Below are 25,150 nucleotides of genomic sequence, written 5' to 3' on the forward strand. Positions count from 1 at the left end.
ATTGTGGTATCCTAGTTAGTTGATTGCCTTAATTTTAATAAGGCATGTTTTTGTTTTTATAAAAATGTGAACGATAGTAAAAAATCGTTTTAATAATAGTATAACTAGTCCAAAGGGATGAGGTGAAACTCAAATGTTAGATTTTGATACTATTGCTGCAATTTCTACTCCAATGGGAGAAGGAGCAATTGCGATTGTAAGATTAAGTGGAGAAGAAGCCGTAAGTATTGCAGATCGTATTTTTAAGAGTGTTTCAAATAAAAGCTTAAATGAAGTACCTTCTCATACCATTCATTATGGTCATATCGTTGATCCTAAAAATGGACAAACGATTGAAGAGGTGATGCTTTCTATTATGAAAGGCCCTAAAACGTTTACGAGAGAAGACATTATTGAGATTAACTGCCATGGTGGAATTGTTTCAGTTAATCGTGTGTTACAGCTTGTTTTGGCAAATGGTGCACGCCTGGCAGAACCAGGAGAGTTTACCAAACGTGCTTTTTTAAATGGTCGTATTGATTTATCACAGGCGGAAGCTGTTATGGATTTAATTCGTGCTAAAACAGATAAAGCGATGAATGTAGCGATTGGACAGATGGAAGGTCGACTTTCTAATTTAATCCGCCGTTTACGTCAAGAAATCCTTGAAACGCTTGCTCATGTGGAAGTAAATATTGATTATCCTGAATATGATGATGTGGAAGAAATGACACATCATGTATTAATTGAAAAAGCTACTCGAGTTCGAAATGAGATTGATAATCTTCTACAAACATCTCAGCAAGGTAAAATTTTGCGTGAAGGCTTAGCAACAGTGATTGTAGGTCGTCCAAACGTTGGAAAATCTTCGCTATTGAATAGCTTAGTTCAAGACACTAAGGCAATTGTAACGGACATTCCTGGAACTACCCGCGATGTAATTGAGGAATATGTCAATGTTCGTGGTGTACCTCTACGACTGGTAGATACAGCTGGAATTCGTGAAACAGAAGATATTGTTGAGCGAATTGGAGTAGAGCGTTCAAGACAATATTTAAAAGAAGCGGATTTAATCTTACTTGTTCTCAATTACAATGAGGAATTAACAGCTGAAGATCGTAAGCTGTTTGAAGCAGTTAAAGGAATGGACTACATTGTCATTGTTAATAAGACGGACTTAGAACAAAAGTTAGATATGGAAGAAGTAAAAAATCTTGCTGGAAGTCGTTCAGTTGTCACAACTTCCTTGTTGCAAGAACAAGGGATTTCAGAGCTAGAAGAAGCTATTTCTTCTTTGTTCTTTATGGGAACAATTGAATCACAAGATTTAACGTATTTATCAAACACAAGACATATTGCATTATTAGCACAAGCTCAAAACGCAATCAATGAAGCAATTGAAGGTATTGAAAGCGGAATTCCAATTGATATTGTTCAAATTGATTTAACAAGAACGTGGGAGCTCCTTGGAGAAATTATTGGTGATGCTGTACATGAAAGTTTAATTGATCAGTTATTTTCTCAATTTTGTCTTGGAAAATAAAAAATTGTTAAAAGGAGGTTATTCTTATGCATTATGAAGGTGGACAATATGATGTGATTGTTGTTGGAGCTGGCCATGCCGGGTGTGAAGCTGCACTAGCATCTGCAAGAATGGGCGCAAAAACATTAGCTTTAACAATTAATTTAGATATGGTTGCATTCATGCCGTGTAATCCATCTGTAGGTGGTCCGGCAAAAGGAATTGTAGTAAGAGAGATTGATGCACTTGGTGGAGAAATGGGACGAAATATTGATAAAACGCACATTCAAATGAGAATGTTGAATACAGGTAAAGGTCCCGCTGTACGAGCTTTACGAGCACAAGCAGATAAATTCGCTTATCAACATGAAATGAAAAAAACACTTGAAAATGAAAAGAATCTAACACTTGTTCAAGGGATGGTTGAAAAATTAATCGTTGAAGATGGTGTTTGTACAGGAGTAGTGACACAAACAGGAGCGGAATATAAAGCAAAAACAGTTGTTATTACAACGGGTACGTTCCTTCGTGGAGAAATTATTTTAGGGGAACTGAAGTATTCAAGTGGTCCTAATAATCAACAGCCGGCTATTAAGTTATCGGAACACTTAGAAGAGATTGGTTTAGAGATGGTACGCTTTAAAACAGGTACTCCTCCGCGTGTTAACAGCCAGACGATTGATTACAGTAAAACGGAGATTCAGCCTGGTGATGATGTGCCACGCGCTTTTTCATATGAAACAACACAATTTATTATGGATCAACTACCTTGTTGGTTAACATATACAAGTGAAACAACTCATCAAATTATTGACGATAACCTTCACTTATCACCGATGTATTCTGGAATGATTAAAGGGACAGGTCCACGTTATTGTCCTTCAATTGAAGATAAGGTTGTTCGCTTTAATGATAAACCACGCCATCAAATTTTCTTAGAGCCTGAAGGCCGCCACACTCAAGAAGTTTATGTACAAGGTTTATCAACAAGCTTACCAGAACATGTTCAACGTAAGATGCTTGAAACAATTCCTGGGTTAGAAAAAGCTCAGTTAATGCGTGCTGGTTATGCGATTGAGTACGATGCTATTGTACCAACACAACTATGGCCAACATTAGAAACAAAACAAGTGAAAAACCTTTATACAGCAGGTCAAATTAATGGAACATCTGGTTATGAAGAAGCGGCGGGTCAGGGTCTGCTTGCTGGTATTAATGCTGGTTGTCGCGCTTTAGGTAAGGAAGAGCTAATTTTAGGTCGAGCAGATGCTTACATTGGGGTTTTAATCGATGATTTAGTAACAAAGGGTACAAATGAACCTTATCGTTTATTAACATCACGCGCAGAATATCGTTTACTTCTCCGCCATGATAATGCAGATTTACGCTTAACGGATGTTGGATATAAAATCGGTCTAATTAGCGAAGAGCGCTATGCTTCGTTCCAAGCTAAAAAGGCAGAGATTGAAGCTGAAAAAAATCGTCTGCATGCTGCAATCATTAAGCCGAATGAACACGTACAAAGCGTAATTAGAAGCGCAGGTGGTAGTGAATTAAAAGACGGTATTCGTGCCCTTGAGCTGCTAAGAAGACCAGAGATGACATATGATCATATTAGCCAACTTGTCCCTGCAGAAACGGAAATTCATCCAGAAGTAGCTGAGCAGGTTGAAATTCAAACGAAGTATGAAGGTTATATCCAAAAATCATTGCAGCAAGTCGAACGTTTGAAGAAATTAGAAAACAAAAAAATTCCGGATTTAATTGATTATGATGCTATTCATGGTTTAGCTAACGAAGCGCGTCAGAAATTAAAAGAAGTACGGCCTCTAACAGTAGCCCAAGCATCACGTATTTCCGGAGTTAACCCAGCAGATATTTCAATTCTTCTGGTTTATATCGAACAAGGTAAAATTGCAAAAGTTTCAAACGACTAATCTATTTGTAAAAGAAAGGGTAACGCGATGAATATTTCACAGTTTCAACAGTTGCTAGAGGAGAAAGGAATTGCTCTTTCTTCCTCTCAGCTGGATCAATTTGAACGTTACTATAAAATTCTCGTTGAGTGGAATGAAAAAATGAACTTAACAGCTATTACAGAACATGGTGAAGTGTATGAAAAGCATTTCTATGATTCTGTATCAGCAGCTTTCTTTCAAGATTTTCATTCTATTGAGAGTGTTTGTGATGTAGGAGCGGGTGCTGGTTTTCCAAGTATTCCATTAAAAATCTGCTTCCCTCATCTTCACGTTACAATTGTGGACTCGTTAAAAAAACGAATTACATTTTTAACACATTTAACGGAAGAGCTAGGTCTTGAAAATGTGTCACTTTATCATGATCGAGCAGAGGAGTTTGGAAAAAAAGCAGGAATTCGTGAATCTTTTGACTTAGTAACAGCTAGAGCTGTAGCGCGTATTTCAGTTTTAAATGAATTGTGCCTACCTCTTGTAAAGGAAAACGGTCGATTCATTGCAATGAAGGGATCTTCTGCACCCGATGAATTAAAAAATGGTGAAAAATCTTTTAAAGTGTTAGGTGGAAAAGTGCAAAAAATTGAACATTTCCAGTTGCCATTTGAACAAAGTGAGCGTTATATTGTTTTAGTAGACAAAGTAACAAAAACGCCAAAGAAATATCCAAGAAAACCAGGAATGCCTATTAAATCACCACTCGAATAAGTGGGATAAAAGGCACTCTAATGTAAAGAATGTTTCTTAAGAAACATTCTTTACATTAACATTTTCCTAGAGCAAAGAAGGATATTAACGACAAATATCGAATTAGTTTTAAGGCGGGATTTTCCTGAAGGTGGTGTAGGATTATGAAATCTGCTTTTTCACGTTTTTTTAATTTAAAAGAAAAAGATGAAGCTATCTCGGTAGCCTCAGAAAAACCTCAAATTGAAAATGTCGAAAAAGTTTTAAAAGATGAAGTAAAGCAAATTTTGGTTTCAAGTATTACTCCCAATCGCTATCAGCCACGTACGGTTTTTAATCAATCTAAAATAGAAGAGCTGGCACTTACTATTCATACACATGGTATTATACAACCAATTGTTGTTCGACCAGTCGGTGATAATGAGTATGAGTTAATTGCTGGTGAGCGTCGCTGGCGAGCAGTTCAGTCACTTGGTTGGGAAAGAGTTCCTGCTATTATAAAAGATTTTAATGATACTGAGACAGCGTCAGTAGCATTAATTGAAAATTTACAAAGAGAAGAGTTAACAGCGATTGAAGAGGCATTAGCCTATGCGAAATTATTAGAGTTACATAATCTTACGCAAGAAGCGCTTGCTCAGCGACTAGGCAAAGGCCAATCAACGATTGCGAATAAACTTCGATTATTAAAACTTCCTTCTCTTGTACAAGACGCTATTAAACAAAAACTAATTACAGAAAGACATGCACGAGCACTTATTCCTCTTAAAAATGAAGAAAAGCAACTTCAGCTTTTGAATGACATTATAGAGGGTAAGCTTAATGTTAAACAAACGGAAGAACGTGTAGCTAAATTATTGGAAACACAGGTGAAAAAGCCACGGGCAAAACGAAAAGCATTTAGTAAAGATACTCGTATTGCTATGAACACAATTCGTCAGTCTTTAACAATGGTTAATGATAGTGGAATTAAGTTGAATACAGAAGAAGAGGAATTTGAGGAGTACTATCAGTTTACGATTAAAATTCCAAAGAAATAAAGATTAAAATAATCCTCATCCGTTTACGATGAGGCTTTTTTATAATTAGTCTAAGCACTAAATGAAAGTAAGAACAATAATTGGATAGGAAATGAAAGCAGGTGACAACTTGGGGAAAATAGTGGCGGTTGCTAATCAAAAAGGTGGAGTTGGAAAAACGACTACTGCTGTCAATCTAGGTGCATGTTTAGCGCATCATGGTCAAAAAGTACTGTTAGTAGATGGTGATCCGCAAGGAAACGCAACAAGCGGTGTAGGAATTGAAAAAGCAGATGTAGATGCTTGTGTCTATAATGTTGTTGTAGAAGATATGGATACAAAGCAGGTCATTTGTCCAACAGCTGTTGAAAACTTATCAATTATCCCTGCAACAATTCAATTAGCAGGTGCAGAAATTGAGCTTGTTTCAACTATTTCCAGGGAAGTACGCTTAAAAAGGGCATTAGAAACAGTGAAAGATCAATATGATTATATTATTATTGATTGCCCCCCTTCTTTAGGTTTATTGACATTAAACGCCTTAACAGCAGCAGACTCAGTATTGATTCCTGTTCAGTGTGAATATTATGCGTTAGAAGGTCTAAGTCAGCTACTCAACACAGTAAGATTAGTACAAAAACATTTAAATCATCACCTTCGAATTGAAGGTGTCCTATTAACAATGTTAGATGCACGCACAAATTTAGGACTCCAAGTTACTGCTGAGGTAAAAAAGTATTTCCAAGAACGTGTTTACCAAACGATTATTCCAAGAAATGTTCGTCTTAGTGAAGCACCTAGCCATGGTGCACCAGTTATTTTATATGATGCAAAGTCTAGAGGGGCTGCGGTATACATGGAACTTGCGAAGGAAGTGATATATAATGGCGAAAGGATTAGGTAAAGGGATTAATGCCTTATTTTCAGGGTTAGATACACAAGCTACTGATTCGATTCAGGATATCGATATCAACGAACTAAGGCCAAACCCTTATCAACCGCGTAAAACGTTCCAGCAAGAAGCAATCGAGGAGTTAAGGCAGTCCATTTTACACCATGGCATTCTACAACCGATTGTTGCTAGAAGAAGTATTAAGGGATATGAGATTCTAGCTGGAGAACGTAGATTTAGAGCAGCAAAAGAAGCGAATTTAACAACCGTTCCTGTTATTGTAAAAGATTTTTCGGAAAAGCAAATGATGGAGCTAGCACTGCTTGAGAATCTACAGCGTGAGGACTTAACTCCAATTGAAGAAGCAATGGCCTATCACCTTCTTATTGAAAAACTTGATATGACACAAGAGCAATTAGCAGCTCGCTTAGGAAAAAGTCGACCGCATATTGCGAATTATTTACGCTTGTTACAGCTTCCAGAAGAAGTACAAATGCTTATTTCAAGTAACGAAATTTCAATGGGACACGGCCGTACATTAGCCGGATTAAAAAACAAATCATTACTTCCAAAAGTAATTGAAAAAATAAAAAAAGAGCATTTAAATGTTCGACAATTAGAAGTTTATGTATCACAGCTCAACCAATCTGTTTCACGTGAAACAGATAAAGAAAAAGCTAAAAAAACAAAAGATATTTTTATTAAAGAAAATGAAACAAAGTTGAGAGAAAAGCTAGGTACTCCCGTAAATATTACGAGAAACAAAAAAAAGGGAAAGATTGAAATTGAATTCTTTACTCAAGATGATTTAAATCGTCTATTAGAGTTATTAGAACATATTTCAATTGATCAAAAATAAAAAGGTTGTCCTAATTATTAGGACAACCTTTTTATTTTTCATATTCTAATCGATAGCTATGAGATGACAAGGAAACAGATGGTCCTCTACTGGTTTGGTAAGCATATTGAATACTAGTAGCAATTAATTCCGCAATGCTCATTACTAAATAAAGCCTTGTATTTTGTAGTACAAAAAACTCCATAAAACCGCTAACATTTACAATCCCAGTCATATGAATATCACCTACAGGAGGTAACTCTTTATTGACGCCTGCCCCAGGCTTTACCGGCCCTATTCCTAATGAAACAGATCCTACGCTCTTCATCCTTCCTAAACAAGCATCAATGCCTATGATAAAAGGATTATCAAATTCTTTCTGAATGATTTTTAAAGTATCTTTTAAATTTATAGCATGAATGGGGTCTTTTAATGTGCCGTATATATGAAAATGAGAAAGGCTTTTTTCTTTTAATTTCGTACCTACTAATGGTCCTAATGAATCTCCAGTTGAGCGGTCTGTTCCGATACAAACAATCACGACCGGTCTAGCAGGATCAGTTGGAAGTAACAGTCCTAGCTGTTTGCTTAATTGTTGAGCAGCAAATTCTTCATCATGGAAAATGCGAATTGAACGTGATGTTTTCTCAAAGAAGGAGGATTTTAGATTCATAGGTTCCACTCCTTATACATAATAGTAACAGTATACGAAGATTCTTAACATTCTATACATACATTTCGCTTAAAGGAGGAATTTATGTTGAAGCAGGGCTTTAAATGGATGTTTCTTATTTTAGGTACAATTATTGGAGCGGGCTATGCATCTGGAAGAGAACTTTGGCAATTTTTTGGCGAAGAAAGTGGACTGGCTCTGCTTTTGTTTACTGTTATCTTCATTATTTGCTGCAACGTGATTATGAGTATTAGTTTTCAATTGAAAACTAATCAATTTTATCCATTACTTATTGAAGTGTTTGGAAAAAGGTGGGCGTTTCTTTATGATAGCTTAATCATTTTTTACTTATTTTCAACAACAGTTATTATGATTGCAGGTGGAGGTGCTACGTTAGAAACATTTCAGCTTCCTTATTGGTTGGGAATTATGACCTTTAGCTTGTTAATTATTCTTGTGTTTATTAAAGGTATTCAAGGAATGCTTTCGATTAATTCTTACATTATGCCTGTACTCGTTATCGGTTTAATTAGCATCCTTCTGTTCTTTATTTTAAAAAGTCAGCATGTTTTGGACATTGACTGGCATCATCAGCACAATTGGTCTTCAGGATTTACTTTTACGGCTTTAAATATCCTCCCTCTCGTTGCAGTTCTCACAACCATTGGAAATGAGATTAAAACAAAAGTAGAGATTCATATCGCTTCCATTGGAAGTGGTTTGTTAATTGGTGGTTTATCCTTTGTTTATAATGAATCACTTTTACAGGTTTCAGATTTGTTACCAGATTACGAAATTCCGTTATTTGCTATAATGAAAAGTTTCCCGTTTTTTATGCTAATCATTATGAGTGTATTATTATTAGTTGCTATCTATACAACAGCGGTATCGGGGATACTAGGTTTAACAACTAGGTTTCGTAGGAGTGAAAATACTGCGTTATGGAAAATGGCAATTATATTTGTCATCATTATGATTCCATTTACAAAGTTAGGTTTTTCTAAGTTAATTGCTGTTTTATACCCGTTATATGGTATGGTTAATCTATTCTTATTAGCGGCTTTACTAATTTATCCGATACGAAATATCTACAAAAATTAAATAAAACTTGCTAAAATAAACTAAAATATTATGACAATCATGAGAATGGGAGCTTGCAACATGGAATCAATTCAAGCTTTTTTTAAAACAGCTTTTCAAACGTTCTTTAAAGAAGAAACGTGGGCTAACATAGGTATAGGTTTTATTAAAGTAGTACTCATTATTATTGTTTCAATGCTGTTAATTCGATTTGGGAAAATGTTTTTAAACAAAATGATAGAGGTTCGGACAAAGAGCCCACTGCGTATTTCAGAACGAAGAGAAGCAACGCTAGTACGTTTAATTCAAAATGTATTTACGTATGCGGTGTACTTTATTGCGCTTGTCATGATTTTAGAAACGATGACAATTGAGGTAAAAGGACTATTAGCAGGAGCTGGAATCGTTGGTTTAGCAGTAGGATTTGGTGCTCAAAATCTAGTAAAGGATGTTATTACAGGCTTCTTTATTATATTTGAAGATCAGTTCTCTGTAGGAGATTATGTACGAATCGGTACATTTGAAGGCACCGTCGAAGAAATTGGTTTGCGGACAACTAAAATTAAAAGTTGGACAGGAGAAATTAATATCTTGCCTAATGGAAGTATTATAGAAGTGACAAACTTTTCGCTGCATAATAGTATCGCATTTGTGGATGTTAGTATCTCATATGAGGAAGATATTCAAAAAGCAGAAAAAATTATTCTGGAGTTATTAGAAGAATTACCTGGGAAATATGAAGATATGGTAAAAACACCAGAATTACTAGGAGTTCAAACAATGCAAGCAAATGAAGTTGTTATGCGTATTACAAGTGAAGTGAAGCCGATGAGACATTTTCACATTTCACGTATGATTCGTAAAGAAGTAAGAATGAGATTAAACGAATATGGTATTGAAGTTCCTTTTGCGAAGATGATTATGTATAATCGTGGTGAAGATCAAAAAAGTGTATTAAATCATCGAGAAAATCAAGGAGGTCACAGTAATTGAATCAAAAAGAATTTGGTTTAAATGACATTGTAGAAATGAAAAAGCCCCACCCTTGTGGAGAAAATAGATGGAAAATAATTCGAATGGGAATGGATGTTCGAATTAAATGCGAAGGTTGTGGTCATAGTGTCATGATTCCTCGTAAGGATTTTGCTAGAAAAATGAAAAAGATTTTAGTAAAGCATGAAGAATAACTGAAAAAGTAGTTCATATAAATGAAGGATTAGGACACGCTTTTCCAGTCAATAAAGCTTGTGTTTTCAAATCTGAATTACTATAATTGTGAAAGGTTAACTGGTTTTCGGTTATATAAAAGAGGAGTGAATAATCATATGGCTTTAACAGCTGGAATTGTTGGTCTTCCGAACGTTGGAAAATCAACTTTATTTAATGCAATTACACAAGCGGGAGCAGAATCTGCTAACTACCCTTTCTGTACAATTGATCCGAACGTTGGGATTGTAGAAGTTCCTGACGAGCGTTTAGATAAACTTACTGAGCTTGTAAAACCTAAAAAGACAGTTCCAACAGCATTTGAATTTACAGATATTGCTGGAATTGTAAAAGGTGCGAGTAAAGGCGAAGGGTTAGGAAATAAATTTTTATCTCACATTCGTGAAGTAGATGCGATTTGTCACGTAGTACGTTGTTTTGAAGACGAGAATATTACTCACGTTTCAGGGAAAGTAGATCCTATTTCAGATATTGAGACAATTAATTTAGAGTTAATTCTAGCTGATTTAGAAACGGTGGACAAGCGAATTGGTCGCGTTCAAAAGATGGCAAAGCAAAAAGATAAAGAAGCGATGTATGAGTATGAAATCTTAGAAAAGTTAAAAGAAGCTTTTGAAGCTGGACAACCTGCTCGCTCTGTTTCATTTACTGATGAACAATTAAAGCTTGCTAAGCAGCTACACCTTTTAACAATTAAACCAATTCTGTATGTAGCGAACGTATCAGAAGATGAGGTAGCGGATGCATCATCAAATCAATATGTAGCGAAAGTACGTGAATACGCGAAAGAAGAAGGCGCAGAAGTAATTGTAGTTTGTGCTCGTATTGAATCTGAAATTGTTGAGCTTGAAGGTGAAGAAAAGGAAATGTTCCTTGAAGAGCTTGGAATTGAGCAATCAGGTTTAGACCAATTAATTCGTGCCACTTATGATTTATTAGGCCTTGCAACATACTTCACAGCTGGTGAGCAAGAAGTACGCGCATGGACATTCAAAACAGGCATGAAGGCACCTGAATGTGCTGGTATCATTCATACAGACTTTGAGCGTGGGTTCATCCGTGCTGAAACGGTATCTTATGAGGATTTACTAGCAGCTGGAACAATGGGAGCTGCACGTGAAGCGGGAAAAGTTCGTCTTGAAGGAAAAGAATACATCGTTAAAGATGGCGATGTTATGCACTTTAGATTTAACGTATAAAAAAGTACGGCTCTAGGCCGTGCTTTTTTTCTTTTGAATGAAACTCTTTTAATATCATTGCGTTTCGAAAGTTCACATGATATAATTTTAAATTGTGAGTAATATAATTATTGCTCCTTGCCCGTTTAGGGCCGTTAGACCAAAAGGAGGTGACAGTGATGAGAAAGTATGAAGTAATGTACATCATCCGTCCAAACATTGATGACGAAGCAAAAAAAGCATTAGTTGAACGCTTTAACGGTGTTTTAACTGACAATGGTGCAGAAGTTGCAAACGTTAAAGAATGGGGTAAACGTCGTTTAGCTTATGAAATCAACGATTTCCGCGATGGTTACTACATGATTCTTGACGTGGCAGCGACTTCAGAAGCAGTTTCTGAGTTTGATCGTCTTGCTAAGATCAACGAAGACATTATCCGTCATATCGTTGTTAAACAAGAAGCTTAATTTTTCGTTTAAATAAATAGTTTTTTCCTTAAGGAGTGGTTCTGATGATGAATCGCGTAATTCTCGTAGGACGCTTGACGAAAGATCCTGAATTACGTTATACCCCCAATGGAGCTGCAGTTGCAACATTCACGCTAGCAGTAAACCGCGCATTTACAAATCAACAGGGTGAACGTGAGGCGGACTTTATTAACTGTGTCGTATGGCGTCGTCCTGCTGAAAATGTAGCAAACTTTTTGAAAAAAGGTAGTTTAGCTGGTGTTGATGGACGTTTGCAATCTCGTAGTTATGAAGGACAAGACGGTCGTCGAGTTTATGTAACAGAGGTTGTGGCAGAAAGTGTGCAATTCTTAGAACCAAAAAGTGGTGGCGGGGATATGCAACGCAATAACTTTGCTAACACTGGTGGATCTGGACAAGGCTCTCCATTTGGAGATAATCAGAACCGTAACTCAGGTAATCAAGGTTATACTCGCGTTGATAATGATCCATTTGCAAATAATGGTGAAACAATCGACATCTCTGATGATGACTTACCATTCTAAAAAGTGATAAGTGCGAAGTATACAATCGGATAGAGTTTAAAAGGGAAGGAGGCGTATTTCAATGGCAGGTGGACGTAAAGGTGGACGTAACAGACGTCGTAAAGTTTGTTTCTTCACAGCAAACGGCATCACTCACATCGACTACAAAGATGTAGATATGCTTAAAAAATTCGTTTCAGAGCGTGGTAAAATTTTACCTCGTCGTGTAACTGGAACAAGCGCTAAGTACCAACGTAAATTAACGATCGCTATCAAACGCGCTCGTCAAATGGCATTATTACCATATGTTTCAGGTGAATAATGAATATAAAAAGAGACAGTGAGGACTTCCTTGCTGTCTCTTTTTACATCTAAATAGATAAACTGGTGAAATAGTTGCTTCTCTTGTATTGAATCGATACAATAAGTAATAGTTTATACAATACGAGGTGAAGTTGTGAAAGGGATTCGTTATATTACCGAAGGAGCAGCACTTTTAGCCCTTTTTGTAGCTCTGTTGCTGTTTCTCCTATACATACCGGTTATTGGTGGGTTTTTAACTCTTGCTCTTGCTGTACCGTTTATTGTTTATACAGTTAGACATGGTGTAAAAAGATCTATTCTGTTTTTTGTTGTATCTTTATTGTTAACATTATTATTTGGGACAGTTGTAACATTACCAGCAACAATGGTTTTTGGTATAAGCGGTATTGTAATTGGCTACTTGTATCAACGGAAAAAAGCGCGATACAGCGTGTTGTTAGGTGGAACCATTGCTTTTAGCCTTGCATTTTTGCTAATGTTTGTGCTATCAAGTTTGCTTATGAATGTTAACTTAATTAGTGAAATGAACAATGCGTTGAATCAGTCAATTGATCAAAGCGTTGATATGATGAAAAGTTTAGGACAAACCGTTACAGATGAACAGGTTCAACAGTTGGAACAAACCATTACAACTTTTAAATATTTACTTCCGCTGTTTATTGTCATGTTGGGGGTTGTTTGTGCCTTCTTTTCTCAGTTAATCGCTGCATCTGTATTAAAGCGTTTGAAGCATGATATTGAATCATTTCCACCATTTCGTGAACTGCAATTACCTAAAAGTGTAATTTGGTACTATTTAATTGTATTAATTTTATCATTTCCTTCATTTAATTTTGAAGAGGGGTCATTTATGTTTATCGCCATCTTAAATTTAGCGATGGCCTTGCAAATGTTAGTCATGTTACAAGGATTTTCTTTTATCTTTTACTTTTCATATCAAAAAGGTTATTCGAAAGCAATTCCAGTGGTTGTAACAATTTTGGCATTTATTCTGCCGATTCTCCTTCAATTTGTACGTATCTTAGGTATAATTGATTTAGGATTTAATTTACGCAAGCGTATCGGGAATGTCGATAAATAAAAGTTAATGTGGAACTTAAAGATTAGGAGCTGAAACAGATGCCTGTCTTTACAAAGAAAAATATCATTCGTTATCCATTTTATTTACTGTACAGTATTGCTCTTATTTTAGTAGGAGTAGTGACATATCATAACTGGATGATTGGGGTAGGGGGATTTGTTCTTTTACTTATCACCTTGCTGCTATTTATTAAAATGGAGCGAATGTTAGTAGACGAGCTTGAAAAATATATCTCAATGATTTCTCACCGAGTAAAAAAGGTGGGAGAAGAGGCATTGATGGAGATGCCTATTGGGATTATGTTGTTTAATGATGAATATCAAATTCAATGGACTAACCCTTTCTTAGCTTCTTGTTTCGGTGAGGATTCATTAGTAGGACGTTCTTTATATGATGTAGCCGAAAGTGTTGTTCCGTTAATTAAACAAGAAGTTGAGACAGAAGTAGTCACTTTGCATGAAAGAAAATTTAAAGTAATTATCAAAAGAGAAGAACGTCTACTTTACTTTTTCGATGTTACAGAGCAGATTGAAATCGAAAAATTGTATGCTGATGAGAGAACCAGCATTGGTATTATTTTCTTAGATAACTATGATGAGCTTACACAAGGAATGGATGACCAAGTGAAAAGTAACTTGAATAGCCAAGTTACTTCTCTGCTTAATCATTGGGCTCAAGAATATGGTATCTTTATCAAGCGTACATCTTCTGAGAAGTTTATTGCAATCATGAATGAGCAAACGTTACTTCATCTTGAACGCAGTAAGTTTTCAATTTTAGATCAAGTGCGTGAAGAAACATCCAAACATAATATACCGCTTACACTAAGCGTGGGAATCGGCACCGGAACCTCTCCATTACCTGAATTAGGTGCATTAGCCCAATCCAGCCTTGATTTAGCATTAGGACGTGGTGGGGATCAGGTAGCGATTAAGCAACCAAATGGTAAAGTTAAGTTTTATGGTGGTAAAACAAATCCAATGGAAAAGCGTACGAGAGTACGTGCACGCGTCATTTCTCATGCCTTAAAAGAGCTTATCACGGAAAGTGGTCAGGTTATTATTATGGGTCATAAATATCCAGATATGGATGCGATAGGCGCTGCGATTGGTATTTTAAAAGTAGCACAAGTAAATCAAAAAGATGGATTTATCGTTTTAGATCCTCAACATATTGACACTGGTGTAAAGAGGCTTCTAGAAGAGATTAAGAAAAATCCGGATCTTTGGGAACGATTCATTACCCCTGATGAGGCGCTTAATCTGGTGAGTGACGATACGCTACTTGTCGTCGTCGATACTCATAAGCCTTCGCTTGTAATTGAAGAACGATTATTAAATCGGGTTGAAAACGTTGTTGTCATTGATCACCACAGACGAGGTGAGGACTTTATTGAAGATCCCTTACTCGTATATATGGAACCATATGCTTCCTCTACTGCAGAGCTAGTGACAGAGCTGTTAGAATATCAGCCTAAGCGTTTTAAAATCGATATGCTAGAAGCAACTGCTTTATTGGCAGGGATTATTGTAGATACGAAAAGTTTTACGCTTAGAACCGGTTCTCGAACGTTTGATGCTGCGTCCTTTTTAAGGTCTCAAGGGGCTGACACAGTCCTTGTTCAAAAATTCCTTAAAGAAGACATTAATCAATATGTGCAAAGAGCTCGTTTTATCGAGCATGCGGAAATTTATAAAGCAGGGATTGCTATCTCAAGAGCAGATGAAGCTGAAACGTATGATCAAGTGTTGATTGCACAAGCTGCTGATACGTTATTATCGATTAGCGGAGTTGTCGCTTCATTTGTTATTTCAAAAAGAAGAGATCAGCTTGTTGGAATCAGTGCTCGCTCGCTAGGTGATATCAACGTTCAGGTAATTATGGAAAGCTTGCAAGGCGGCGGTCATTTAACGAATGCAGCTACTCAGTTAGAAAACATGACGTTAGATCAAGCAGAAGAGCTACTAAAACAAGCAATTGATGAATACTTGGATGGAGGGAAAAAATCATGAAAGTAATTTTCTTAAAAGATGTAAAAGGAAAAGGTAAAAAAGGAGAGGTTAAAAACGTAGCCGATGGTTATGCACATAACTTCTTATTGAAAAATGGATATGCTGTTGAAGCAACAGGTGGTAATGTAAAAGTATTAGATGCTCAAAAGAAAAAAGAGCAAAAAGAAGCTGCTCAAGAGCTAGAAAATTGTAAAGAGCTAAAGAACACGCTCGAATCTTTGACAGTAGAATTAAAAGCTAAATCAGGTGAAGGCGGCCGTTTATTTGGTTCTATTACAAGCAAGCAAATTGCAGAAGAGCTAAAGAAAAAGCATAATATCAAAATTGATAAGCGTAAAATTGAGCTAGACGATGCAATTCGTGCGCTTGGCTATACAAATGTACCTGTGAAATTACACCCAGAAGTAACGGCTACAGTTAAAGTTCATGTAACAGAACAAAACTAATGGTAAGCGAGATTAGTCTATAAATAGTAGGGTTAAAATAAGAATAAATCAAACGTTGGCGCGAAGAATTTCGCGCCAACATTTGCGATAATCGAAAAAACGATAGAGGGGCATAGAAACTATGAATGATCTTTTTGCTGATCGTCTACCGCCTCAAAATATCGAAGCTGAGCAGGCGGTATTAGGGGCAATTTTCCTAGAGCCATCTTCTTTAACATTAGCGTCTGAATTATTAATTCCAGAAGACTTTTATCGAGCAGCTCACCAAAAGATTTTTACGTGTATGCTAAAACTTTCAGATCAAGGTGAACCAGTTGACTTAGTTACGGTTACATCAGATTTAGCAAATCAAAAAATCTTAGAAGAAATAGGTGGAGTGGCGTATCTAAGTGATTTAGCTAATTCCGTACCAACAGCTGCTAACATTGAATATTATGCGAAAATTGTAGAGGAAAAATCTATTCTTCGCAGGCTTATTCGAACGGCTACTGATATTGCTTCAGAAGGTTATGCGAGAGAAGATGAAGTCGAAGTCTTATTAAATGAAGCGGAAAAAAATATTTTAGAAGTAGCACAGCGTAAAAATACGGGCGTGTTTCAAAATATTAAAGATGTTTTGGTGCAAACTTATGACAACATCGAAGTTCTTCACAATCGTAAAGGTGATATTACAGGCATTCCAACAGGATTTACGGATTTAGATCATATGACTGCTGGATTCCAGCGAAATGACCTAATTATTGTTGCTGCACGTCCATCAGTAGGTAAAACAGCGTTTGCATTGAATATCGCACAAAACGTAGCAACCAAGACAGATGAAAATGTAGCGATTTTCAGTTTGGAGATGGGAGCGGAGCAGCTTGTCATGAGGATGCTTTGTGCTGAAGGTAATATTGATGCACAAAGGCTAAGAACAGGATCCTTAACATCAGAGGATTGGGGAAAGCTAACCATGGCGATGGGTTCTTTATCTAATGCTGGTATTTATATAGATGATACGCCAGGTGTACGCGTAGGAGAAATCCGTTCAAAATGTAGACGTCTGAAGCAAGAAGGCGGTCTAGGAATGATTTTAATTGATTATCTACAGTTAATTCAAGGGAACGGTCGAAGCGGCGAGAATCGTCAACAAGAAGTATCAGAGATCTCTCGCTCGTTAAAAGCATTAGCACGTGAACTTCAGGTTCCTGTTATTGCATTATCTCAGCTTTCCCGTGGGGTTGAGCAACGTCAAGATAAAAGGCCAATGATGTCCGATATTCGTGAATCAGGGAGTATCGAACAAGATGCCGATATTGTAGCCTTTTTATATCGTGAAGACTACTATGAGAAAGATACTGAAAATCAGAACATCATTGAAATCATTATTGCTAAGCAGCGTAACGGTCCAGTTGGAACGGTTCAGTTAGCTTTTGTGAAGGAATATAATAAGTTCGTAAACTTAGAAAGACGCTTTGATGATTCGGGTGTACCACCAGGTGCATAAACCTCTCAATCCGAGAGGTTTTTTTGTTTATATTAGTATATGTTCGGTAAAAAGCAGTATATTATCTTTGATTTAGATTAAATAGTTCGGATTTACATTGACTTTACTATAATAAATTGATACACTTATTTACGGTTAAATTATGTCGTAGTAGGCTGTTGCTTACTAAGCGGAGGTGCTTAAGATATGTCTTCAGTTGTTGTAGTAGGAACACAATGGGGAGATGAAGGAAAAGGGAAGATTACAGACTTTCTATCAGAAAATGCAGAAGTAATTGCACGTTACCAAGGTGGAAACAATGCTGGTCATACGATTAAGTTTAATGGTGAAACGTACAAATTACATTTAATTCCTTCAGGGATTTTTTACGATGATAAAATTTGTGTAATTGGAAATGGTATGGTTGTAGATCCAAAAGCACTTGTTCAAGAATTAAAATATTTACACGATCGTAATGTAACAACAGATAACTTACGTATTAGTAACCGTGCGCATGTTATTTTACCTTACCACTTAAAATTAGATGAGGTAGAAGAAGAGCGTAAAGGCGATAATAAAATTGGAACAACAAAAAAAGGAATTGGTCCAGCATATATGGATAAAGCTGCACGTGTAGGTATCCGTATTGCAGATTTATTAGACCGTGAAGTGTTTGAAGCAAAATTAACACAAAACTTAGCTGAAAAAAATCGTCTTCTTGAAAGAATGTATGAAGTAGAAGGCTTTAAATTAGAAGATATCTTAGATGAATACTACGAATATGGTCAGCAGATAGCAAAATATGTTGTTGATACATCCGTTGTATTAAATGATGCTCTAGACGAAGGTCGTCGCGTATTATTTGAAGGTGCACAAGGTGTTATGTTAGATATCGATCAAGGAACATATCCGTTTGTAACATCTTCTAACCCTGTTGCTGGTGGTGTAACAATCGGTTCAGGTGTAGGGCCTTCAAAAATCAAGCACGTAGTAGGTGTTTCAAAAGCATACACAACTCGTGTTGGTGACGGTCCATTCCCAACAGAACTAACAAACGAAATTGGTGATCAAATTCGTGAAGTAGGTCGTGAATACGGAACAACAACGGGTCGTCCACGTCGCGTTGGTTGGTTTGACAGCGTAGTTGTTCGTCACGCACGTCGCGTAAGTGGTATTACAGATTTATCATTAAACTCAATCGATGTTTTAACAGGAATTGAAAAATTGAAAATCTGTGTAGCATATCGCTATGAAGGTAAAATTGTTGAGGAATTCCCAGCTAGCTTAAACGTTTTAGCTAAATGTGAACCTGTTTATGAAGAGCTTCCAGGTTGGACGGAAGATATTACAGGTGTGAAATCTTTAGATGAATTACCTGAGAACGCACGTCATTACTTAGAGCGTGTTTCACAATTAACTGGTATTCCATTATCTATTTTCTCAGTGGGACCAGATCGCAAACAAACAAACGTATTACGCGGAGTTTATAGCTAATACTTTAAAAAAAACCAACGTTTAGTTTTTTAAACGTTGGTTTTTTATATTGAATTCATTTTTTAAAAATATTCTTCTGAAAAAACTATTGCATTCAGTGTTTAAATCATGTTATTATATTACATGTCGCTGATATTCATAGTATGAGCCATTAGCTCAGTTGGTAGAGCATCTGACTTTTAATCAGAGGGTCGAAGGTTCGAGTCCTTCATGGCTCACTTTTGTTACTTACTATGGCCCGTTGGTCAAGCGGTTAAGACACCGCCCTTTCACGGCGGTAACACGGGTTCGAATCCCGTACGGGTCATTTTTATTACATATTATAAGCTGAGGGTCCCGTGGTGTAGCGGTTAACATGCCTGCCTGTCACGCAGGAGATCGCGGGTTCGATTCCCGTCGGGACCGCCATTTGATAATGGCTCGGTAGCTCAGTTGGTAGAGCAAAGGACTGAAAATCCTTGTGTCGGCGGTTCGATTCCGTCCCGAGCCATAAAAAGCATGACTTTTAAAAGTCATGCTTTTTTGTTTGTATATGGTTGAAAATTAATGAGGTTATTGTATAGTAGAGGATGAATTTGTGACGATTACTATGTTATGAAGTATAATACAATTAGTGTATTCAAACATTATGAATACTTACTTTCCTATTTTTGTTCGAAATGATAAAAGGAGAACGATGATCATGGATAAACGTATTTTAGTAGTAGATGACGAAAAACCAATTGCAGATATTTTGAAATTTAATCTGCAAAAAGAAGGTTACGAAGTGTTTTGTGCTTATGATGGTGTAGAAGCACTTGAAAAAGTTGAAGAAGTACAACCAGAAATGATTCTGTTAGATATTATGCTGCCACAAAAGGACGGCATGGAAGTCTGTCGAGAAGTTCGAAAAAAGTATGATATGCCAATTATTATGCTGACAGCTAAAGACTCTGAAATCGATAAAGTGCTTGGTCTTGAGTTAGGTGCAGATGATTATGTAACAAAGCCTTTCAGTACGAGAGAGCTATTGGCGCGAGTAAAAGCGAATTTAAGAAGACATCAACAGATTTCAAATAGTGTTGAAGAAGAAGAGAGTAATGAGATAACAATCGGTGCACTTGTCATTCATCCAGATGCTTATATTGTTTCAAAGCGTGGAGAAACAATTGAATTAACACATCGTGAGTTTGAATTGCTGCATTACTTGGCGAAACATATTGGACAAGTCATGACGCGGGAGCATTTGTTACAGACAGTATGGGGATATGACTACTTTGGTGATGTTCGAACAGTTGACGTTACGGTTCGAAGATTGCGTGAGAAAATTGAAGATAACCCAAGCCATCCAATGTGGATTGTAACAAGACGTGGGGTAGGTTATTATTTGCGTAGTCCAGAACAGGAGTAACGCTATACTATGAAGAAAGTCCGTTTTTTTCAGTCCATTCATTTGAAGTTTGTGCTAATTTATGTATTGCTTATTTTAATTGCAATGCAAATTATTGGTGTCTACTTTGTACGTCAGTTAGAAAAAGAACTTGTTAATAACTTTACAAACTCATTAACGGAACGTGTAGGTCTACTTGCTTATAATATTGAACAAGAGCTAGAAAAAACACGTAATGATACTTCCCCTACGTTAGAAGAAGATTTAGAAGTAGTATTGAGAGATTTTGCTTCTATGCAGGGAATTTCCTCTAAAGACATATTAGAGGTACGCGTTATCGATCCGAATCGACGTATTATAGGGACATCAAACCCAAACCCTGAACAAATAGTAGGGAAAAAAATAAATGACTTAGCCGTTACGAATGCCCTTTTAGCAGGAACATCTTCTAATAAAGTATATCGTAAAAGCGGTGACAGAATTAGAGTATTGACGGTTCCTATTCGTCTGCAGGATGATGTGGGAGGAAATGCTTCTACAAATCCAAATAATCGAGAAAGCTTACAGTCAGAACAAGAGATACTAGGTGCTGTTTATTTAATTGCGACGATGGAACCGGTCTATGAGCAAATGAGGAAAATTAATAGTATCTTTGCTTCTGGTACGGTTATATCGTTAGTTATTACTGCCCTTTTAGGTGTTTTTCTGGCTCAGACGATTACGCGACCAATGTCTGAAATGCGTAAGCAGGCATTAGAAATGGCTAAAGGAAACTTTTCAAGAAAAGCAAAGGTCTATGGTTATGACGAGATAGGGCAACTTGCTTTAACGTTTAACAATTTGACAAGAAAGCTTCAAGAGGCACAAGCTACTACTGAAGGAGAGCGACGTAAGCTCAGCTCCGTACTTGCTCATATGACAGATGGCGTTATTGCTACTGACCGAAAAGGTAGAGTAATCTTAATTAATGACCCAGCTGCGTCAATGTTAAACGTTTCACGTGAAACAGTATTGTCAGAGCCAATTGTGACGCTTTTAGGTTTAGATGAAACACATACATTCGAAAGCCTATTGGCTAATCAAGATTCACTTATTCTTGATTTTAGTACGAAAACAGAGCCGTTTATTTTACGAGCAACTGTTTCAGCTATTCAAAAGGAAACGGGTTTTATCAACGGAATCATTATCGTCTTGCACGACATTACAGAGCAGGAGAAAATTGATCAGGATCGCCGAGAGTTTGTAGCAAACGTCTCTCATGAGCTTAGAACACCATTGACAACAATGCGAAGCTATTTGGACGCTTTAGCAGAAGGCGCATGGCAGGATAAAGAGATAGCACCAAGTTTTTTACATGTTACCCAAACAGAAACGGAGCGTATGATTCGATTAGTCAATGACTTGTTACAACTATCTAAGTTAGATAGCGAAGACTATCGCTTTAGTCGAGACCCGGTTAACTTTGTAAAGTTTTATCATTACATCATTGATCGCTTTGAAATGACTATTGAACAAGGAATTACGTTTGTTAGAGAGCTTCCAGATGAAGCCATCTATGTAGCAGTTGATCAAGATAAAATTACACAAGTATTAGACAATATTATTTCAAATGCAATTAAGTATTCACCAGAAGGTGGAACAATTACATTTTCTATTGAACAACACACGCATGAAATTGTGGTAAGTATTAAAGACCAAGGTATGGGAATACCAAAATCAAATCTGTCCAAAATCTTTGAACGCTTTTATCGTGTGGATAAAGCAAGAACTCGCAAACTAGGAGGGACAGGTTTAGGTTTGGCTATTGCAAAAGAAATTATTGAAGCTCACGATGGTCGAATATGGGCAGAAAGTAAAGAAGGGGTTGGGACATCTATTTACTTCACACTTCCAATTGAAAGTGAGAATGATGAAGAATGGGAATGAGATATGAAAATATAAAAACCGTTGTGCTAGTTATTTTGGTGGTTTTAAGCTTATTCCTCACTTGGAATTTATGGTCCTATCAATCCCCTTCTGATTTAAATACTGAAACCCAAAACCTTCAAGAAGCTGAGGTAGGTGGAAAGAGTGAACTAGAGGATTATATACGTCCTACAAAGGTACTCTATCACCAAAGTGGTAGTCACTATTTATCACATGAAGAAAAGCGAATAGACTCATGGTTACAAGAAATGAGAACGTGGAAGTTAGGGGATATTACAGACGTTTCGAGTGCTATTGAGCCTAGTGGCTTTTTAAATTATGTCCATGATAATAACTCTGTGGAAATTGTATATCCAGACCTAATACCAGTTGAAACCTTTCAGCAAATGTTTAGCTTTACGACGGATAAATTGCCAAGGGTAGATTTTGATCGTGTAGTCATAAAGATAAAAAAGACCCCTAATTTATCTGTAAATATGTATTTGGTGAACTATAGCCAACAAAAAGTGTATGCGGTGAAAATTAGTAATGTAGTCAAGAACGATGTGCAGAAATTAGCGGATGCAGGAACATCAGCAGAGCGTTGTCTGGTTTATAAAAAGAATGAGAATCGCTATATCTTCATACCAGCTCAGACTTCTCACATGCATAAACTGTATGCATATGAAGCACCTTTAGATATTCGTAAGTTTCAAAATGCGCTGTTTACAAATCCAAGTTATGCTCGTACAGAAAGCTTAGCATATAGAGAATTATATACAGAAGGAACCAAAGTTATTAATGTAAATACCAGGACAAACGTCATGGAGTATGTAAACTTGGTGAATTCGAATACGGAATCAAATGATGACGCAAATTTATTAAATCGTAGCTTTAGCTTTGTTAATGATCATGCCGGATGGACAGAGCCAGATTACCGTTTTGATAGTTGGAATCGTGTAACAAAAGAGATTACATACCGGTATTATCATGATAATCACCCTGTATACAGCAATCAGGGCATGACAGAAATCTATCAAAGATGGGGCAATGCTGAGGTCTTAAATTATCGTCGACCTTTGTATCGATTTGTTCAAGTATCCTTACCTGAAATGAAAGTACAGTTACAGTCTCCTCAAGAAGTAATTGAAATGATTGAGAAGCATCAGGATTTTGATCCTTCTCTGTTAAATGATATATCAATTGGATATCAGCTTGAGGAAGGTATTGGGGATAATCAGCAGCAAGATACGGATAAAACAGAGTATGATTCAAACTCGGTTACATTGGTTCCTTCTTGGTTTTACTACTATAATAATAAGTGGTACCGAGTTACGTTACCTGATGAAGGAGGCGTAAACGGTGGATTGGAATAAAACGAAATCGATTTTTATCGTAACGTTTCTGGTTTTAGATCTGTTTTTAATTTATCAATTCATGAAAAAGCATGATCAAGACCAGTATTCGTTATTTGTTGAATCAAGCATTGAAGATCAATTAGCAGCAGAAGGAATAACGTATACGGAGCTACCTAAGAGTGAAAAAAAAGCATCTTCATTAAATGCAAACAGTAAAAGGTTTAGTGAGAATGACTTGAAGAAGCTTAAAAAACAAAAAGCAAAATTAATTGATGAAAAAACAATTGAAAGTACGTTAGATAAACCAATTCCTGTTCCAGCAAAGAATAAAACATCAAAGTTAAATCAGTTCTTACAAGACTATGTTCTTTCCGGAAATGCATATACGCTGTGGAAAATTAACGAAGATAAAAATACGATTACATTTTACCAACAGTATAAAAATAAAGTTATTTATGATAACGAAAATGGCATTGTCATTGCTCATTTGAATGATAAGAATGAAATTACTTCTTACGAGCAGACGTTTATGGAAAATATCGAGCCTTTAGATGATGAACAAGAGGTTCTTGCCCCAATTAAAGTCCTTGAAAATCTGTATTTGAAAGAAGAATTAACCGAAAAAAGCACGGTAACAAAAGTAGAGTTAGGTTATTATACCTTCGATTTACCTCTGCCAAGCTCCCAGGTTCTTGCGCCTACTTGGCACGTTGTCGTAGATGAAGATGTTGACTATTTTGTAAATGCTTTTGAAGGACAAATCATCCAAAAAAGCTTGAAATAGTATATTGGAGTGAGAAAAATGAGTTTGCATTTTAGCGTGCTAGCTAGCGGTAGTACTGGAAATGCGATTTTTGTAAGTGATGGAGACCAATCGCTATTAGTCGATGCAGGCTTAAGTGGTAAGAAAATGGAGTCACTTTTTCAAGAAATCGATCGAGATATTCACAACCTATCAGGAATATTGGTAACCCATGAACATAGTGATCATATTAAAGGGTTAGGCGTACTAGCTCGTAAATATAAATTGCCTATCTATGCAAATGCAAAAACATGGAGAGCTATGGATGGGTTAATTGGACAAGTATCAACTGACCAACAGTTTCATTTTGAAATTGGTGAAAATAAAACATTTGGAAGTATCGATGTTGAATCGTTTGGTGTATCTCATGATGCTGCTGAGCCAATGTTTTATGTTTTTCATCAAGGAGATAAAAAACTTACGTTAATTACGGATACAGGCTATGTCAGTGATCGCATGAAAGGCATTATTAAAAATAGTCAGGCTTTTGTTTTTGAAAGCAATCATGATGTTGAGATGCTTCGTATGGGAAGGTATCCTTGGAGCGTTAAGCGTCGTATTTTAAGTGATGTAGGACATGTTTCAAATGAGGATGCAGCACTGGCAATGGCGGACGTTATTGGTGATCAAACAGAGAGAATTTATCTAGCTCATTTAAGTCTAGATAACAATATGAAAGAAATTGCGCGAATGTCTGTTTCACAAGTTTTAGCTGAAAAAGATATTGATGTGAAAGAACAGATAAAACTTTATGATACAGACCCTAATAGACCAACATCGATTATTTATGTATAGTCTACATAAACAAAACAAAAAATAACTTCAGTTAGATGGT

At 36.5% G+C, this 25,150-nt stretch carries 24 protein-coding genes and 4 tRNA genes; 27 read left to right on the plus strand and 1 reads right to left on the minus strand.

All coding sequences use genetic code 11. The annotated features are described in order from the left end of the window. Positions 1 to 133: 133 nt before the first annotated feature. The 6 genes from mnmE to A2U94_RS05270 all read left to right on the plus strand — a co-directional run bounded on the left by mnmE (position 134) and on the right by A2U94_RS05270 (position 6,931). Entirely contained in the window at positions 134 to 1,522 is a 1,389-nt protein-coding gene (gene mnmE, locus A2U94_RS05245) for a tRNA uridine-5-carboxymethylaminomethyl(34) synthesis GTPase MnmE (protein ID WP_025907874.1), read from the plus strand. Between the two features lie 26 nt (positions 1,523 to 1,548). After that, the gene (mnmG, locus tag A2U94_RS05250) at positions 1,549 to 3,438 is read left to right on the plus strand and encodes a tRNA uridine-5-carboxymethylaminomethyl(34) synthesis enzyme MnmG (protein ID WP_025907875.1); all 1,890 of its coding nucleotides are present in this window, start codon (positions 1,549 to 1,551) and stop codon (positions 3,436 to 3,438) included. 27 nt (positions 3,439 to 3,465) lie between these two features. Continuing rightward, positions 3,466 to 4,182 (plus strand): 16S rRNA (guanine(527)-N(7))-methyltransferase RsmG, encoded by a 717-nt coding sequence (gene rsmG / locus A2U94_RS05255; RefSeq protein WP_025907876.1) that lies wholly within the window; start codon positions 3,466 to 3,468, stop codon positions 4,180 to 4,182. A 143-nt stretch (positions 4,183 to 4,325) separates the two neighbouring features. After that, entirely contained in the window at positions 4,326 to 5,201 is an 876-nt protein-coding gene (noc, locus tag A2U94_RS05260; protein ID WP_025907877.1) for a nucleoid occlusion protein, read from the plus strand. A gap of 109 nt (positions 5,202 to 5,310) precedes the next feature. Further along, positions 5,311 to 6,084 carry a ParA family protein gene (locus A2U94_RS05265; protein WP_025907878.1) on the plus strand — a complete coding sequence of 258 codons (774 nt, stop codon included), beginning with the start codon at positions 5,311 to 5,313 and terminating at the stop codon, positions 6,082 to 6,084. Next, positions 6,065 to 6,931, plus strand: a complete 867-nt coding sequence (locus A2U94_RS05270) for a ParB/RepB/Spo0J family partition protein (protein ID WP_025907879.1) — start codon at positions 6,065 to 6,067, stop codon at positions 6,929 to 6,931. Before A2U94_RS05265 ends, A2U94_RS05270 begins: the two co-directional genes overlap by 20 nt. 31 nt (positions 6,932 to 6,962) lie before the next feature. On the opposite strand, the gene yyaC is transcribed toward A2U94_RS05270, so the two are convergent. Beyond that, entirely contained in the window at positions 6,963 to 7,583 is a 621-nt protein-coding gene (yyaC, locus tag A2U94_RS05275; RefSeq protein WP_025907880.1) for a spore protease YyaC, read from the minus strand. 84 nt (positions 7,584 to 7,667) lie between these two features. Here yyaC and A2U94_RS05280 point away from each other — a divergent pair, with 84 nt between their 5' ends. The 21 genes from A2U94_RS05280 (at position 7,668) to yycJ (ending at position 25,110) form a co-directional block, all read left to right on the plus strand. Then, positions 7,668 to 8,684: a YkvI family membrane protein gene (locus A2U94_RS05280; RefSeq protein WP_025907881.1), complete on the plus strand. Its 1,017-nt coding sequence runs from the start codon at positions 7,668 to 7,670 to the stop codon at positions 8,682 to 8,684. 60 nt (positions 8,685 to 8,744) lie between these two features. Further along, positions 8,745 to 9,656: a mechanosensitive ion channel family protein gene (locus A2U94_RS05285; RefSeq protein WP_025907882.1), complete on the plus strand. Its 912-nt coding sequence runs from the start codon at positions 8,745 to 8,747 to the stop codon at positions 9,654 to 9,656. After that, positions 9,653 to 9,850, plus strand: a complete 198-nt coding sequence (locus A2U94_RS05290) for a DUF951 domain-containing protein (protein ID WP_025907883.1) — start codon at positions 9,653 to 9,655, stop codon at positions 9,848 to 9,850. Before A2U94_RS05285 ends, A2U94_RS05290 begins: the two co-directional genes overlap by 4 nt. A 138-nt stretch (positions 9,851 to 9,988) precedes the next feature. Next, positions 9,989 to 11,089, plus strand: a complete 1,101-nt coding sequence (ychF, locus tag A2U94_RS05295; protein WP_025907884.1) for a redox-regulated ATPase YchF — start codon at positions 9,989 to 9,991, stop codon at positions 11,087 to 11,089. Between the two features lie 158 nt (positions 11,090 to 11,247). Beyond that, positions 11,248 to 11,535, plus strand: a complete 288-nt coding sequence (gene rpsF / locus A2U94_RS05300; RefSeq protein WP_025907885.1) for a 30S ribosomal protein S6 — start codon at positions 11,248 to 11,250, stop codon at positions 11,533 to 11,535. Between the two features lie 44 nt (positions 11,536 to 11,579). Then, positions 11,580 to 12,080: a single-stranded DNA-binding protein gene (gene ssb, locus A2U94_RS05305; RefSeq protein WP_025907886.1), complete on the plus strand. Its 501-nt coding sequence runs from the start codon at positions 11,580 to 11,582 to the stop codon at positions 12,078 to 12,080. 61 nt (positions 12,081 to 12,141) lie between these two features. Then, positions 12,142 to 12,381, plus strand: a complete 240-nt coding sequence (gene rpsR, locus A2U94_RS05310; protein ID WP_013059913.1) for a 30S ribosomal protein S18 — start codon at positions 12,142 to 12,144, stop codon at positions 12,379 to 12,381. A 135-nt stretch (positions 12,382 to 12,516) separates the two neighbouring features. Continuing rightward, positions 12,517 to 13,464: a YybS family protein gene (locus tag A2U94_RS05315; RefSeq protein ID WP_025907887.1), complete on the plus strand. Its 948-nt coding sequence runs from the start codon at positions 12,517 to 12,519 to the stop codon at positions 13,462 to 13,464. A 38-nt stretch (positions 13,465 to 13,502) separates the two neighbouring features. Then, positions 13,503 to 15,476, plus strand: coding sequence for a DHH family phosphoesterase (locus A2U94_RS05320; protein ID WP_025907888.1), 1,974 nt, complete (start codon positions 13,503 to 13,505; stop codon positions 15,474 to 15,476). Further along, positions 15,473 to 15,922: a 50S ribosomal protein L9 gene (gene rplI / locus A2U94_RS05325; protein WP_025907889.1), complete on the plus strand. Its 450-nt coding sequence runs from the start codon at positions 15,473 to 15,475 to the stop codon at positions 15,920 to 15,922. The genes A2U94_RS05320 and rplI overlap by 4 nt, the downstream gene beginning before the upstream one ends. A 121-nt stretch (positions 15,923 to 16,043) precedes the next feature. Continuing rightward, positions 16,044 to 17,408, plus strand: a complete 1,365-nt coding sequence (dnaB, locus tag A2U94_RS05330) for a replicative DNA helicase (RefSeq protein WP_025907890.1) — start codon at positions 16,044 to 16,046, stop codon at positions 17,406 to 17,408. A gap of 186 nt (positions 17,409 to 17,594) precedes the next feature. Continuing rightward, entirely contained in the window at positions 17,595 to 18,881 is a 1,287-nt protein-coding gene (locus A2U94_RS05335; RefSeq protein WP_025907891.1) for an adenylosuccinate synthase, read from the plus strand. Between the two features lie 145 nt (positions 18,882 to 19,026). Then, positions 19,027 to 19,099: transfer RNA gene (locus A2U94_RS05340), tRNA-Lys, on the plus strand. A gap of 17 nt (positions 19,100 to 19,116) precedes the next feature. Then, positions 19,117 to 19,188 (plus strand) — tRNA-Glu (locus A2U94_RS05345). Positions 19,189 to 19,213: 25 nt separating this feature from the next. Continuing rightward, positions 19,214 to 19,289: transfer RNA gene (locus tag A2U94_RS05350), tRNA-Asp, on the plus strand. Between the two features lie 9 nt (positions 19,290 to 19,298). Further along, positions 19,299 to 19,371: transfer RNA gene (locus A2U94_RS05355), tRNA-Phe, on the plus strand. Between the two features lie 192 nt (positions 19,372 to 19,563). Continuing rightward, a complete protein-coding gene (gene yycF / locus A2U94_RS05360) occupies positions 19,564 to 20,271 on the plus strand; it encodes a response regulator YycF (RefSeq protein WP_025907892.1) in 708 nt (235 codons plus the stop codon). 9 nt (positions 20,272 to 20,280) lie between these two features. Next, positions 20,281 to 22,176 carry a cell wall metabolism sensor histidine kinase WalK gene (walK, locus tag A2U94_RS05365; protein ID WP_025907893.1) on the plus strand — a complete coding sequence of 632 codons (1,896 nt, stop codon included), beginning with the start codon at positions 20,281 to 20,283 and terminating at the stop codon, positions 22,174 to 22,176. Continuing rightward, positions 22,167 to 23,531, plus strand: coding sequence for a YycH family regulatory protein (locus A2U94_RS05370; RefSeq protein WP_025907894.1), 1,365 nt, complete (start codon positions 22,167 to 22,169; stop codon positions 23,529 to 23,531). Before walK ends, A2U94_RS05370 begins: the two co-directional genes overlap by 10 nt. After that, entirely contained in the window at positions 23,518 to 24,297 is a 780-nt protein-coding gene (locus A2U94_RS05375) for a two-component system regulatory protein YycI (protein ID WP_025907895.1), read from the plus strand. The genes A2U94_RS05370 and A2U94_RS05375 overlap by 14 nt, the downstream gene beginning before the upstream one ends. An 18-nt stretch (positions 24,298 to 24,315) precedes the next feature. Beyond that, positions 24,316 to 25,110 (plus strand): exodeoxyribonuclease YycJ, encoded by a 795-nt coding sequence (yycJ, locus tag A2U94_RS05380; RefSeq protein WP_025907896.1) that lies wholly within the window; start codon positions 24,316 to 24,318, stop codon positions 25,108 to 25,110. Positions 25,111 to 25,150 lie beyond the last annotated feature (40 nt).

This window comes from Bacillus sp. VT 712, assembly GCF_001614195.1.
GTDB lineage: Bacteria > Bacillota > Bacilli > Bacillales > Bacillaceae_H > Priestia > Priestia flexa.